Origin of the sequence: Aureimonas sp. Leaf427 (genome assembly GCF_001425485.1) — a bacterium.
Taxonomy (GTDB): domain Bacteria; phylum Pseudomonadota; class Alphaproteobacteria; order Rhizobiales; family Rhizobiaceae; genus Plantimonas.
The window spans coordinates 1-13,931 of the sequence record NZ_LMQW01000007.1; the positions used below are offsets into that span (position 1 = coordinate 1).

Below are 13,931 nucleotides of genomic sequence, written 5' to 3' on the forward strand. Positions count from 1 at the left end.
GGCCTCACGCCGTACGAGGCGATCTGCAAAGCCTGGACGGAAGAGCCGGCCAGGTTCACCATCGATCCACACCACCAAATTCCGGGACCAAACATCTAGCCGGCCGTTGCCGGGCGCGCGTTTGCGTCAGGGCTTAGCGGAAGAGGGCGAGGATGGCGTTCGCCTTGGCGCTCGGTGCGGGCGTCGCGGGCAGGCGGACGGCGCCCAGAACGTTCGAGGAGACGGCGGCGAAGGTGCGGGCGTTCGACATGGGATCGGTCCTTTTCCAAAGGTGCCGGGCTCGCGCGCCGGCGTCTGACGTCGTCCTGTTCCGGCGTTCCGCCGGCCTGCCGGGCCGTCTGCTCACGGCCTTCGATGTCATGACCCTAGCCGTCGCCCGCTGAAGGAAGCCTGGCGGATTTCCGTCGAATTTTACGCATCGGCGGATTTGCCCGATCAACGCCGTGAGCCCCCGGCGCTTTCGCGCCGAGGGCCTCAGTAAACCGCGAGCGATCGTCGCGACGGGGAGACGCTATTGTCGCCCGGTCGGTTTACTGGAAGAGGCGCAGGATGTTCTGCGTGGAGTTGTTGCTCATCGAGATCGCCTGATAGGCGAGCTGCTGGCGAACCTGCAGAGCCTGCAGCTTGGCCGATTCCTTTTCGAGATCGGCGTCCACCATGCCGCTGATGGCGGAGTTGCGGATGTCGGTCAGCTTTTCGGAAAAGCTCAGCATCGTTTCCGCGCCGCTGGAGAACGATCCGAGCGCGCTGGCGGTCGCGGATGCCTCGCCCTGGGCCAGGGCAATCTTGCCGTTCAGCGCCAGAACCTTGGTCGCGTCCGTGGCGCCCATGACGAGAGCTATGTTCGTCTGAGCCACCAGCGACGCGCTGGTATAGGCGAGGGCGCCGACCGTTGCGCCGTTGACGACGACCGTGGACGCGCTGAGGTTGTTGGCCGTTACGAGCACGTTCTTGCCGTTCAGCGAGGCGCCTGCGACGAGAGCAGTGATCTGTGTGATGTAGACGCCGACGTCGGCCACCTGCTGGGCAGTGGCCGCGCCCGCCGCATTGGCGGCCACGACGATGTCGGACACCTTCTGGAGAACCTCGCTGACGCCGTCGATGGCGGCGATGCCGGCGTCGGCCTGGGCCTTGGCAGTGGTCAGCGTGTTCTTCAGGTTGTCCGAAGCCGCGGCGTCCGAGCGCAGCGTGGACGCCGCGGCCCAAACCGACGGATCGTCCTTGGCGGAGTTCACGCGGTAGCCGGTGGCGATGCGGCTCTGCGTCGTCTGCAGGTCGGAATTGACGCGGCGGAGAGCTGCAACTGCGATGCCGTTGTAGGTGGTGTTGATCGAGACCATTGTTCTTTTCCCCGTTTGTTTGTGAAGAGCAGTGTTGCTTGCTTCGAGGAAATGAATACTACGTTGTTCTGTAATTTATCCGCATTGCAGAAGCTAAAATTTGAGCGATATGCATTTTTCTGATAGATAATTTTGTATAAATATAATAATTATACTTCTAAGATGCCTCGTCCGAGCCTGGGTGTGCCTTGTCGGGTGATTCCTGACTTTCGTCTCGATGGCTGTTGTCGTAGAAATACGAAAAGCCCCCGGCGCTTGCGCGCCGAGAGCCTCAGTAAACCGCGAGCGATCGTCGCGACGGGGAGACGCTATTGTCGCCCGGTCGGTTTACTGGAAGAGGCGCAGGATGTTCTGCGTGGAGTTGTTGCTCATCGAGATCGCCTGATAGGCGAGCTGCTGGCGAACCTGCTATTGTCGCCCGGTCGGTTTACTGGAAGAGGCGCAGGATGTTCTGCGTGGAGTTGTTGCTCATCGAGATCGCCTGATAGGCGAGCTGCTGGCGAACCTGGAGCGCCTGGAGCTTGGCCGATTCCTTTTCGAGATCGGCGTCCACCATGCCGCTGATGGCGGAGTTGCGGATGTCGGTCAGCTTTTCGGAAAAGCTCAGGAGGGTGTCCGCTCCGCTCGAGAAGGCACCGAGCGCGGTGGAGACGGTCGAAATTTCGGTTTGAGCCGCCGAGATGTCCAGCGCAAGAACCTTGGCAGAGTCGTTTGCGGCCAACACGGCAGCCACATTCGTGCCGGATACGAACGTCGCGCTGGTGTAGCCGAGGGCGCCGACCGTGGCTCCGGCTGCGACCACACCCGACGCGCTGAGGTCGTTGCCGGTGACGAGGACATTCTTTCCGTTCAAGGCCGAACTAGCGACGAGAGCCGTGATCTGAGCCCCCAGCTTGGCGACGTCGGCGATCTGCTGCGTCGATGCGGAGCCGGCGGCCTTGGCGGCGACCACGATGTCGGAGACCTTCTGGAGGACTTCGCTGACGCCGTCGATGGCGGCGATGCCGGCATCGGCCTGGGCCTTGGCGGTCGTCATCCGGCTCTTCAGGGTTTCCGAGCCGGCCGCGTCGGAGCGCAGCGTAGACGCCGCGGCCCAGACCGACGGATCGTCCTTGGCGGAGTTGACGCGGTAGCCGGTGGCGATGCGGTTCTGGGTCGTCTGCAGGTCGGAATTGACGCGGCGGAGAGCTGCAACTGCGACGCCGTTGTAAGTGGTGTTGATCGAGACCATTGTTCTTTTCCCCGTTTGTTGTGAAGAGCGGTGTTGCTTGCTTCGAGGAAATGAATACTGCGCCGCGTGATAAAGCCGTCATGCCGAAATGCTTCCAATTTTAAACAACTGCCGCTTTCGTCGAGTCGCTCTGCTGTATGGTTTTTCGATCTATACTTCGTGGGTTCGAATTTTCGAGATGGCATTCATGTTTGTGCAGGAAGTGCCGGAAAAGGGCATGTTTTCCGGCCTTTCGGGCAAAATCTTCTCCGGAAGGGGCGCAATCGGGAATTCTCGACGCCGCAACTTTGCCCGCGTGCGTCTATTTAGAATGGTGACAGAACCTCGTCGGGCCGCCGCCGGGGTTTCATGCGTAGGGAAGGGGCAGGCCGACATGGCGAAGGACGCGAAAGCCGGGCCGAAGGCATCGCCGAAGAGCAAGGGGCCGCAGCTGCCCGTCATGCTCGCGGCGAACAACCTTTTGGAAGGCGACGTCGTCTTCCTCACCGCGGACGGCTGGACGCGCGATCCGGCAGAGGCGCTCGTCGCCCACGAGGCCGAGGTGGCGGCGGATCTCGAGGCGCGCGCGGGCGTGGCGGTGAAGGCGAACGAGGTGGTGGACGCCTATCTCGTGCCCGTCGAGATCCTGCCGAACGGGCTGGCGGCGGCGCGGCACTTTCGCGAGCTGATCCGCCAGCGCGGTCCCTCGGTCCATCCCGCCTACGGCAAGGAAGCCGAGTTCCACAACGATTACGGGCGCTGATCGCCTGGTCTTCTATTGCGGGCGTCGATCGCCCGCCCTCTGATCGCATGAAGCGGCCCGCCCCAGTATCGAGGAGGCCGGCGACGTTCGAAAGGCACTTGCGCCATGTATCGCTACGATGAGTTCGACGAAGAGTTCGTGCGTGACCGCGTCGCCCAGTTCCGCCATCAGGTGGAGCGGCGGCTCGACGGGTCGCTGTCCGACGACGAGTTCAAGCCGCTGCGCCTGAAGAACGGGCTCTATCTCCAGCTCCACGCCTATATGCTGCGCGTCGCGGTGCCCTACGGCACGCTGAGCGCCCGGCAGATGCGCACGCTCGCGCATATCGCGGAAAAGTACGACCGGGGCTACGCGCATTTCACGACGCGGCAGAACCTCCAGTACAACTGGCCGAAGCTGAAGGACGTGCCCGACATCCTGGACCTTCTGGCCGATGTCGAGATGCACTGCATCCAGACCTCCGGCAATTGCATCCGCAACGTGACGGCCGACCAGTTCTCGGGGGTCGCTGCGGACGAGGTCGAGGACCCCCGGCCGACGGCGGAGCTGATCCGCCAGTGGTCGAGCCTCCATCCCGAGTTTTCCTGGCTGCCGCGCAAGTTCAAGATCGCAGTGACGGGCGCGGAGCACGACCGGGCGGCGATCCTCGTCCACGATATCGGGCTGAAGGTGAAACGCGGTGCTTCCGGCCAGATCGGCTACGAGGTCGTCGTCGGCGGCGGACTCGGGCGCACGCCGATGGTCGGCAAGATCGTGCGCGACTTCCTGCCCAAGGACGAGCTGCTCGCCTATCTCGAAGCCGTCATGCGCGTCTACAACGCGGAAGGCCGGCGCGACAACAAGTACAAGGCGCGCGTCAAGATCCTCGTCCACGAGGTCGGCACGGAGGAGTTCATCCGCCGCGTCGAGGCCGAATATGCCGCGCTGAACGGGCCGACGATCAACGCGCCGCCGGAAGAGCTGGAGCGCATCGCGACCTATTTCGCGGGACCGGGCTACGAGACGCTGCCGGCGGTCTCGGAAAAGCTGGCCGCGGCCCGCGCCGCCGATCCCGCGCTCGACCGGTTCGTCGAGCAGAACGGCTTTCCCCACAAGGTGCCCGGCTATATCGCGCTGACCGTCTCGCTGAAGCCGATCGGCGGCATTCCCGGCGACATGAGCGCGGAGGAGATGCGCGCTTTCGCCGATATCGCCGAGCGTTATTCGGCCGACGAGTTCCGCGTCACGCATTCGCAGAACCTCGTCCTTCCCTATGTGAAGCAGGACGACGTGCCGGCCGTGTTCGAGGCTCTGAAGGCGGCAGGCCTCGCCACCGCCAATGCCGGGCTCGTCACCGACATCATCGCCTGCCCCGGCCTCGACTATTGCGCGCTGGCCACCGCCCGCTCGATCCCGATCGCGCAGGAAATCTCCAACACCTTCGGCGACGAGGCGCGCCAGCGCGAGATCGGCCCGCTGCAGATTAAGATTTCCGGCTGCATCAATGCCTGCGGCCATCACCATGTCGGCCATATCGGCATTCTCGGGCTGGAGAAGTCCGGCGTCGAGAACTACCAGATCACGGTCGGGGGCGATGCGACGGAACATGCGGCGCTCGGCGAGCGGCTCGGCCCCGGCATCGACGGAGAGGACGTGCCCGGCGCGATCGAGGCGATCGTCGGCGTCTATCTGAAGGAGCGCCAGACCGGCGAGGAGTTTATCCAGACGGTGCGCCGCGCGGGGCTCGAGCCCTTCAAGGCGGGTTTTACGGCCTATGTCGCCGAAAAGACCGGCTCGGCTCAGCCCGTGGGAGAGACGGCATGACGCTGCTCGTCACCGATGCCGGCGAGAAGGCCGACGCCTTCGTCGCCGTCGAGGACGTCGCCGATCTGTCGCTGGTCTCGGGACCCGTTCTGGTGCCGCTGACGGTCATCGATCAGGCGATCGACGACCGTCGCAACACGCCGCTCGGCCTCTCCGTCGCCAACGACACGCCGGTCCAGGCGATCAGCCCCTATTTCGATTCGGTCGAGCTGATCTCGATCGCCTTTCCGTCCTTCTCGGACGGGCGCGGCCTGTCGCTCGCCAAGCGCATCCGCCGCAAGGGTTTTACGGGCACGCTGCGCGCCGCCGGGCCGCTGATCGCCGACCAGTTCGCCGAGGCGCTCGCCTGTGGGTTCGACGAGGTGCTGCTGCCCGACCAAATGGCGGCGCGCCAGCCGCTGCCGCAATGGATGGTGGCCAAGGAGATCGTCCACGGCCAGTACCAGTCGGGTTACGGCGAGGGGGAGAGCATTCTGCAGAAGCGGTTGAAGGCACGGGCGGGGTAGGGACGCTGCGCACGTGAGACGGACCGGTCGGCAGGAGGTACCCCCCTCTGACTGCCGGCATCTCCCCCGCAAGGGGAGAGATCAGTCTCGTTGCCGGCATCTCCAGATCCTGATCCGTCCGCAAAGCTGCTGATCTCCCTCCTTGCGGGGGAGATGTCCGGCAGTCAGAGGGGGGGTGCCTCCCGCAGCCCTCATCATCACTTCACCCCTCGAAGGCGAGGTCCAGACCATGACCGAGACGCTTCAGACCTTGGCCGCCGAGCTCGACGTGGCCTTCCGCACGCTGGCACCCGCCGAGCGTCTGGCGCTGCTCGCCGCTCGCGTGCCGGGCAAGACCGTGTTCACGACGAGTCTCGGGATCGAGGACCAGATGCTGACGCATCTGATCTTCTCCCAGAAGCTCGCCATCGAGGTGAAGACGCTGGACACGGGGCGTCTCTTTCCCGAAAGCTACACGCTCTGGCGCGAGACGGAAGAGAAATACGGCAAGCGGATCAAGGCGATGTATCCGAAGGCCGAGGCGCTCGAAGAGCTCGTCAACGATCAGGGCATCGACGCGTTCTATTATGCGCCGGAGTTTCGCAAGGCCTGCTGCGGCGTGCGCAAGGTCGAGCCGCTCGGCCGGGCGCTGGCCGGCGCCGCCGGCTGGGTCACGGGCCTTCGCCGCGACCAGTCGGCCAATCGCGAGACGATGGAGTTCGTCGGCTTCGACGCCGCGCGCGGTCTCATCAAGGCCAATCCGCTCTTCGACTGGACGCGCGAGGAAATCCGCCTTTTCACCGAGGAGAGCCACGTTCCCGTCAATCCGCTCCACGCCCACAACTTCCTCTCAATCGGCTGCGCGCCCTGCACGCGGGCGCTGAAGCCCGGCGAGCCCGAGCGCGCGGGGCGCTGGTGGTGGGAGGAGGAGACGATGCGCGAATGCGGCCTCCACGTCGAAGCCGACGGGCGCGTGGTGCGCGCCAAGGACGTCGTTTCCGGCACACAACATGGCGACGCCGCCTTCGAGCGGCTGAACGCCGGCGAGAGCGTCCCGAAAGGACCCGCAGCTTGAAGCACATGACCCATCTGCAGCGGCTCGAGGCCGAGTCGATCTTCATCATCCGCGAGGTCGCCGCGACCGCCGAAAATCCGGTGATGCTCTATTCGATCGGCAAGGATTCGGCCGTGATGCTGCATCTGGCGCTGAAGGCCTTCGCGCCGGGCAAGCTGCCGTTTCCCCTGCTGCATGTCGACACGACCTGGAAGTTCCGCGAGATGTACGAGCACCGGGACGCGCTGCCGGCAAAGCTCGGCATCGATCTCATCGTCCACGTCAACCAGGACGGCGTCGCGCGGGGCATCAATCCCTTCTCCTCCGGTTCGCGCGTCCATACCGACGTGATGAAGACGGAAGGGCTGAAGCAGGCGCTGGAGAAGCACAAGTTCGACGCCGCCTTCGGCGGCGCGCGGCGCGACGAGGAGAAGAGCCGCGCCAAGGAGCGCGTCTTCTCGCTGCGCTCGGCCGAGCATCGCTGGGACGCCAAGAACCAGCGCCCCGAGCCCTGGCGCCTGTTCAACACGAGGAAGCGCATCGGCGAGAGCTTTCGCGTCTTTCCCTTGTCCAATTGGACCGAGGCGGACGTCTGGGACTACATCGCGCTGGAGGGCATCGACGTCGTGCCGCTCTACTTCGCCAAGGCCCGTCCCGTCGTCACGCGGGACGGCACGCTCATCATGCGCGACGACGAGCGCATGCAGCTTCTTCCCGGCGAGGTCGTGGAGGACCGGGTCGTGCGCTTCCGCACGCTCGGCGACTATCCGCTGACCGGGGCGGTCGAATCCACCGCCGCCACGCTGCCCGAGATCATCGCCGAGATGCGCGGCAGCCGCTCCTCCGAGCGCGAGGGGCGCGTCATCGACAAGGATGGCGGCGCCTCGATGGAAGAGAAGAAGCAGGAAGGCTATTTCTGAGATGACCGCCGCTTTCGCTCTCGAATCCGACGCCCCGGCCGTCGCCGCCGCCGCTCCCCTCGCCGTTCCGGCCGCCGCCACCTCGCTCCTGCGCTTCATCACCTGCGGCTCGGTGGACGACGGCAAGTCGACGCTGATCGGGCGCCTTCTCTACGACGCGAACGCGGTCTTCGACGACCAGCTGGAGGCGCTGAAGCGCGACTCCAAGAAGTTCGGCACGACGGGCGAGGATCTCGACTTCGCGCTTCTCGTGGATGGGCTTTCGGCCGAGCGCGAGCAGGGCATCACGATCGACGTCGCCTATCGCTACTTCTCGACGCCGAAGCGGGCCTTCATCATCGCCGACACGCCCGGCCACGAGCAGTACACGCGCAACATGGCGACCGGCGCCTCCCAGGCCGAGCTTGCCGTGATCCTGGTCGACGCGCGCAAGGGCATTCTGCAGCAGACGCGCCGGCACTCGTTCATCACCTCGATGGTCGGCATCAAGTCGGTGATCGTGGCGATCAACAAGATGGATCTGGTCGATTTCGATCAGGCGGTCTTCGACGGGATCGTCGCGGGCTACAAGGAGATCCTGCCGCAGCTTGCCTTCACCGACGTCTCCTACATTCCGCTGTCGGCCAAGAACGGCGACAACATTACGACCCGTTCGCCGCACACGCCCTGGTACAAGGGCGAGACGCTGCTGGAGCGGCTGGAGACCGCGACCCCCTCGACGCTTCTGGAAGGCGACCAGCCCTTCCGTCTGCCCGTGCAGTGGGTCAACCGGCCGAACCTCGACTTCCGCGGCTATTGCGGCGAGATCGCGGGCGGCTCGGTGCGGCGCGGCGACAGCGTGACCGTGCTGCCCGCCGGCCGCCAGACCCGCGTCAAGGCGGTCTACGGGCCGTCCGGCGAGGTGGAGTCGGCCGGGGCCGGCGAGGCGGTGACGCTGACCTTGACCGACGAGGTCGACGTCTCGCGCGGCGACGTGATCGTGAAGCCGGGCGACAGCGTCGCGGCGGAGAAGACCGTGAAGGCCGAGATCCTCTGGATGGTGGACCGTCCGCTGATCCCCGGCGCGCGGCTCATCGCCAAGCTCGGCTCGGCGCAGACGCCGGCGAGCGTCCGGACGCTCGACCACGCGATCGACATCCACACCTATCAGCCCCGTCCGGCGGACGCGCTCCTGATGAACGAGATCGGCCGCGTCACGGTCGCCTTCGACCGCCCGCCTGTCGCGCTGCCCTACACGCAGAACCGCGAACTCGGCGCCTTCATCCTGATCGACCAGCTGTCGAACGAGACGGTCGCGCTCGGCCTCGTGCGCGAGACGACGGGCGTCGTCCCGGCGCCGGGTGCCGCCGGCCAGCCCGCCTCCAGTGCCACGGGCCTCGACCGGGCCCGCGCGCTCTGGTTCGGTGCCGATACGATGCGCCGGCCCGAGCGCAAGTCCGGCGTCCTGCGCTTCCGCGCGCTCGCCTCGGTTCTGACGGCGCTGATCGCCTTCCTGCTCGGGCTCGGCGTCTTCGCCGCGCTTCTCCTCGGCGTCGTCGATTTCCTCTTCCGGCCGTTCCTCCGCCAGACGGTGGACCGCACCGAGCGCTACCCGGACGAGCCGGCCGATCCGACCGTGGTCGGGGACGGGTCGGGGATCTAGAGCATCGGACGGCAAATAGGACCCAGTTCTGTTTGCCGTGTCCGCCCGATCCACGCGAAGGGTTGCGACGGCCGTGGCGGGGCCACGGCCTAGCGAGCCGACAAAGTGGGCGGACGGCCACGGCAAACCCGAAGGGCTGGCCCCCTATCGGCCAATTCCAGCAGCGTGCGTCTGCGGCCGTAGCCCCGCTACGGCCTTGCCACCCACCTTGACCTTGGCCGATAGGGGGCCAGCAGAACTGGGTCCTATTTACCGTCCGATGCTCTAATCGATATAGCCGGCGAAGGCTCGCCGAACTCGGCCAAAGCGGCTTTACGCGCGGGNGCGTCTGCGGCCGTAGCCCCGCTACGGCCTTGCCACCCACCTTGACCTTGGCCGATAGGGGGCCAGCAGAACTGGGTCCTATTTACCGTCCGATGCTCTAGGGCCCGTCAGGTCCATTCCGAACCAGGCAGGCTCCCGTTCGGGACGACCGGTTTCCGCTGATTCCTGACAGCTTTAACGGCGAAGCGTCTCGGTTTCGCCTGGGATGGGCTCGGCCGCCCCCGGAGGGGCGGTCGTTGCCAGCTGCAACTCGATCGCAGCCTTGTCGAGGATCGAGCGGACGTCGACGATGGTCCCCTCGCGCAGTTCGTAGAAGACGTTTTCGGCGAAGCGGATGCGCCGTCCGTCGACGGGAAGGCCGAGGAAGGTGCCGACGGGCGTGCAGTCGAAGGCGAGACGGCTGGCGACGCGCGGCGGATCGACGGCCAGGATCTCGATGGAGAAGCGCAGGTCCGGAATCTCGTGGTGATCGCGTTCGAGCATCGTCCGGTAGCCGGCAAGGCCGATCCGACGACCGTTGTGCGAGACGTCGGGATGGACGAAGCGGCCGAGCAAATCCCAGTCGCGCCGGTTCAGGCAGTCGATATAGGCGCGGTAGAAAGCGGCGAGTTCGCTCTGGTTCATGGTGTCCGTTCGATCAGCCGCTGGATCGTCGCGTGGACGCTATCCGGCACCGGCCACCCGCCGCCACGCATGCCTGGCGGCATGCGCCGTGCGACGGGCGGGTCCGGGTGTCCGGGTCACGAGTAGGGCGAGATCGACACTTCGACGCGGCGGTTCTGGGCGCGGCCGTAGTCCGTCGCGTTGTCGGCGATCGGCTGGGATTCGCCGTAGCCGCGCACGTTGAGGCGCCGGCCGTCGATGCGCTGGCTGGCGAGATAGTCGGCGACGCTCTCGGCGCGGCGCTGAGAGAGATCGTAATTGTAGTTGTCGGAGCCCTGACTGTCGGTGTGGCCGCCGACATCCACGGCGGACTTGTCGTATTTCGCCAGCACGATCGCGACCGAGTTCAGGACGGGATAGAACTGCGAGCGGATCGTGTCGCCATCGGACGGGAAGGTGATGTTGGAGGGCATGTTCAGGACGATGCGGTCGCCGACGCGCGTCACCGAGACGCCCGTGCCCTGGAGCTGGCGGCGAAGCTCGGCCTCCTGGTTGTCCATGTAGGCGCCGATGCCCGCGCCGCCGATGCCGCCGATGCCCGCGCCGATCAGCGCCGCTCTGCCCGCGTCGACGCCCGTCGCCCGGCCGATCACATAGCCGCCGAGCGCGCCGACGCCGGCGCCGATGCCCGCCCCGCCGACCGTGTTCGAAAGCTGGCTCTCGCCGGTATAGGGATTGGTCGTGCAGCCCGAGAGGAGCAGGGTCGCGGCGACGAATGCGGGAATGAGGCGCGTCATGGCAGGGTCCGGATAGTGGCAGCGGTTGGCGGAACCCTGCCGAAGGATGGTTGACGAAGGCTGAAGAAGCCCGTCCCCGCCTTCCCCCACCATTGCGATCCAAGTTTGACGCTTCCTCAACGTTGCCCGGCTATCGTCTTTTCGACGAAGACCTGCACGAGCCTCGCTGCGGAGCAGGCCGCTCGATCGAGCAGGCCTTCATCCGCTTCGCGGCCGCCGGGCCACTTACGCGCATCCGTACCGGATTCGCGCCAATCCAGGCGACGAGGATCATGCCAGGACATGTGCCTGCCCATCCCCTGTTCGATATGCGGCTCCGGCTGACGCCGGAGCTGGAGGCTCTCTACGAGGCCGAGCACCACGATGAGCGGTGCTTGTCGATCCAGCATTCGCTCGTCGTCGGCCTCGTCCTCTACAACATCCACACGTTCACGGGCGCGCTTCTGCTGCGGGACGTCTTCGAGATTTCGGCGATGCTCCGGCTCGTCGTGGTGACGCCCGCCTCGTTGCTCTTCCTCGTCCTTCTCCCCCGTCTTGGCGGACCCGCCCGCGAACGCCTCCTGGTCATCGCGGTTCTCAACGCCTTCTTCCTTCCTCTCGCCGTGTTCTGGACGTCCACCGACCCCAACTCGCCCTTCGCCTTCGCCGAGTTCACGCTGACCCTCGTCTTCGCCTGCATGTCGCTGCCCCTGCGCTTCGTGCATGCGGCGGGCTTCACGCTCCTGGCTTTTGTCGGCGTGGCCGGCGTGGTCTCGACCAAGCCGGGCCTGTCGGAGGATGTCGTCCTCGCCTTCCTCCTGCAGTTCGGCACGGGCTGCGTGCTCACGCTCTATGCCAATGGCCGGACCGAGAGCCTGCGCTGCCGGTCCTTTCTTCGAGAGCTGGACGTGCGCCGGGAGGTCGTGGGCGCGGAGGCCCGCAGCGACGCGTTCAAGCATCTGTCCCATGTCGATGCCCTCACGGGCCTGCCGAACCGCCGCGTCTTGGACCTCACGTCGGAGCGCTGGTTCGCCGAGGACCGTCAACTCGCCATGCTGATGATCGACGTCGATTTCTTCAAGCTCTACAACGACCGCCTCGGCCATCCCCAGGGGGACGAATGCCTGCGCGCGATCGGGCGGAGCCTGCAGGACCTCGCGCAGGCCTCCGGCTGCATCGCCGCCCGTTTCGGCGGCGAGGAGTTCACGTTCCTGGTGCAGGGGCTCAGCCAGCTGGAGGCCGCGCGGCTCGCGGGAGACCTCGTGGAGCGCATCCGCGCGCTCGCCATCCCGCATCCCGGGCGCTCCGACGGCCTCGGCATCGTCACGGCCAGCGTCGGGCTCGCCTGGGTCGATCATCCGCGCGTCAGTTCGCCGGCGCTGCTTCTGGCCACCTCCGACGAGGCGCTCTATCGCGCGAAGCGACGCGGGCGAAACCAATGGGCCATGGCCGATGCGCTGAAGGCGGAGCCGCCCCTGGAGGCCGCCTCGGTCTAGGCCCGAGCGGCGCGCCGGCCGAAACACTTACGGCGTAAGGAGCTAGAGTCCGTCAGGTTCATGCTGAACCAGACGGACTCTCGATTCCTTTGTTGTCGTTTGTCTTTTCGGGATAACCGGTTCCCACTGATCCCTGACAAACTCTGGCAGGGAGCGACCGGGGCCGCTCCCTGCGGTTTGCGTCGGTTTCAGGCGGCCTTCTGCGCCCGCAGGAGCCCGCGGTTGACGAGAAGCTCGGCGATCTGAACCGCGTTCAGCGCGGCGCCCTTGCGCAGGTTGTCGGCGACGACCCAGATGTTGAGGCCGTTTTCCAGCGTCTGGTCCTCGCGGATGCGGGAGATGAAGGTCGCGTCCTCGCCGGCGGACTCGTAGGGCGTCGTGTAGCCGCCGTCCTCGTGGGTGTCGACGACGAGGCAGCCCGGCGCCTCGCGCAGGATGGCGCGCGCCTCGTCGGCGGTGATCGGGTTCTCGAACTCGATGTTCACCGCTTCCGAATGGCCGATGAAGACGGGGACGCGCACGGCCGTGCAGGTCACCTTGATCTTCGGGTCGAGCATCTTCTTGGTCTCGACCATGACCTTCCACTCCTCCTTCGTCGAGCCGTCCTCCATGAAGACGTCGATATGGGGGATGACGTTGAAGGCGATGCGCTTGGTGAACTTCTTGCGCTCGATCGGATCGGCGACGAAGACGGCGCGCGACTGCTTGAAGAGCTCGTCCATGCCCTCCTTGCCGGCGCCCGACACCGACTGATAGGTCGAGACGACGACGCGCTTGATCGTGGCGTGGTCGTGCAGCGGCTTGAGGGCCACGACGAGCTGCGCGGTCGAGCAGTTCGGGTTCGCGATGATGTTCTTGCGCGTGAAGCCGGTGACGGCGTCGGCGTTCACCTCCGGCACGATCAGCGGCACGTCGGGGTCGTAGCGGAAGGCCGAGGAGTTATCGATGACGACGCAGCCCGTCGCGCCGATCTTCGGGGACCAGATCTTCGAGACGTCGCCGCCGGCCGACATGAGGCAGATGTCGGTGCCGGTGAAGTCGTAGGTGTCCAGAACCTGCGTCTTCAGCGTCTTGTCGCCGTAGGAGACTTCCGTGTTGAGGCTGCGGCGGGAGGCGAGCGCCACGACTTCGTCGGCGGGAAAGCCGCGCTCGTCGAGAATGGAGAGCATCTCGCGTCCGACATTGCCGGTGGCACCGACGACGGCGACCTTGTAACCCATGATCCGAACTCCGCTCTCCCGATCGAGCCCGAACGCTTCCCACCCACCCCGGGGAGAGAAACGGGGCAGGAGACGTCAGATAATGATCGTGGTTTTGGCGAAGCGGTGCATGGCAAGGGCTCATGCGCGCATGGTGGCGTAAAGTCAATTCCCTCCTTCTCCGGTTTTGCGGCCGAGGCCGCCCAGCGGATCGAACGGCTCGGAGGCGCTTTCCTTCCGCCCCGACATTTGCGAGAGGTGGGACAGATCGCCCGTCCCCGTCCGGCTCGTTCCACCCGGCTGAGGCCGTGCCGCA

General features: G+C 65.9%; 12 protein-coding genes and 1 pseudogene. 8 read left to right on the forward strand and 5 right to left on the reverse strand.

Annotation, left to right across the window (positions count from 1 at the left end; all coding sequences use genetic code 11):
• Window positions 1–99, forward strand: a pseudogene (locus ASG62_RS26250) (IS481 family transposase); the annotation flags it as partial.
• 431 nt (window positions 100–530) lie between these two features.
• Here ASG62_RS26250 and ASG62_RS06280 read toward each other — a convergent pair.
• Together ASG62_RS06280 and ASG62_RS06285 are read right to left on the reverse strand one after the other, a co-directional pair.
• Window positions 531–1,340, reverse strand: a complete 810-nt coding sequence (locus ASG62_RS06280) for a flagellin (protein ID WP_057180329.1) — start codon at window positions 1,338–1,340, stop codon at window positions 531–533.
• A 427-nt stretch (window positions 1,341–1,767) separates the two neighbouring features.
• Window positions 1,768–2,571 carry a flagellin gene (locus ASG62_RS06285; protein WP_057180332.1) on the reverse strand — a complete coding sequence of 268 codons (804 nt, stop codon included), beginning with the start codon at window positions 2,569–2,571 and terminating at the stop codon, window positions 1,768–1,770.
• 373 nt (window positions 2,572–2,944) lie between these two features.
• On the opposite strand from ASG62_RS06285, the gene ASG62_RS06290 reads away from it, so the two are divergent.
• From ASG62_RS06290 to cysN, 6 genes are all read left to right on the forward strand, one after another.
• Window positions 2,945–3,313: a DUF2849 domain-containing protein gene (locus tag ASG62_RS06290; RefSeq protein WP_056695350.1), complete on the forward strand. Its 369-nt coding sequence runs from the start codon at window positions 2,945–2,947 to the stop codon at window positions 3,311–3,313.
• 105 nt (window positions 3,314–3,418) lie between these two features.
• Complete coding sequence (locus tag ASG62_RS06295; RefSeq protein ID WP_056695351.1) at window positions 3,419–5,116, forward strand: nitrite/sulfite reductase; 1,698 nt, start codon at window positions 3,419–3,421, stop codon at window positions 5,114–5,116.
• Window positions 5,113–5,622 carry a DUF934 domain-containing protein gene (locus ASG62_RS06300; RefSeq protein WP_056695354.1) on the forward strand — a complete coding sequence of 170 codons (510 nt, stop codon included), beginning with the start codon at window positions 5,113–5,115 and terminating at the stop codon, window positions 5,620–5,622. The genes ASG62_RS06295 and ASG62_RS06300 overlap by 4 nt, the downstream gene beginning before the upstream one ends.
• 229 nt (window positions 5,623–5,851) lie before the next feature.
• Window positions 5,852–6,676: a phosphoadenylyl-sulfate reductase gene (locus ASG62_RS06305; protein WP_056695356.1), complete on the forward strand. Its 825-nt coding sequence runs from the start codon at window positions 5,852–5,854 to the stop codon at window positions 6,674–6,676.
• 5 nt (window positions 6,677–6,681) lie between these two features.
• The gene (cysD, locus tag ASG62_RS06310) at window positions 6,682–7,575 is read left to right on the forward strand and encodes a sulfate adenylyltransferase subunit CysD (RefSeq protein ID WP_244487601.1); all 894 of its coding nucleotides are present in this window, start codon (window positions 6,682–6,684) and stop codon (window positions 7,573–7,575) included.
• A gap of 1 nt (window position 7,576) precedes the next feature.
• Window positions 7,577–9,217, forward strand: coding sequence for a sulfate adenylyltransferase subunit CysN (gene cysN, locus ASG62_RS06315; protein ID WP_056695360.1), 1,641 nt, complete (start codon window positions 7,577–7,579; stop codon window positions 9,215–9,217).
• Window positions 9,218–9,715: 498 nt separating this feature from the next.
• On the opposite strand, the gene ASG62_RS06320 is transcribed toward cysN, so the two are convergent.
• Window positions 9,716–10,165 carry an ester cyclase gene (locus ASG62_RS06320; protein ID WP_056695362.1) on the reverse strand — a complete coding sequence of 150 codons (450 nt, stop codon included), beginning with the start codon at window positions 10,163–10,165 and terminating at the stop codon, window positions 9,716–9,718.
• A 116-nt stretch (window positions 10,166–10,281) separates the two neighbouring features.
• Window positions 10,282–10,941, reverse strand: coding sequence for an OmpA family protein (locus ASG62_RS06325; RefSeq protein ID WP_056695364.1), 660 nt, complete (start codon window positions 10,939–10,941; stop codon window positions 10,282–10,284).
• Between the two features lie 272 nt (window positions 10,942–11,213).
• Between ASG62_RS06325 and ASG62_RS06330 the strand changes: the two genes are divergently transcribed.
• Window positions 11,214–12,416: a sensor domain-containing diguanylate cyclase gene (locus ASG62_RS06330; RefSeq protein WP_156381988.1), complete on the forward strand. Its 1,203-nt coding sequence runs from the start codon at window positions 11,214–11,216 to the stop codon at window positions 12,414–12,416.
• 188 nt (window positions 12,417–12,604) lie between these two features.
• Here the strand turns inward: ASG62_RS06330 and ASG62_RS06335 are convergent, their stop codons facing one another.
• Window positions 12,605–13,636, reverse strand: a complete 1,032-nt coding sequence (locus tag ASG62_RS06335) for an aspartate-semialdehyde dehydrogenase (protein ID WP_056695368.1) — start codon at window positions 13,634–13,636, stop codon at window positions 12,605–12,607.
• Window positions 13,637–13,931 lie beyond the last annotated feature (295 nt).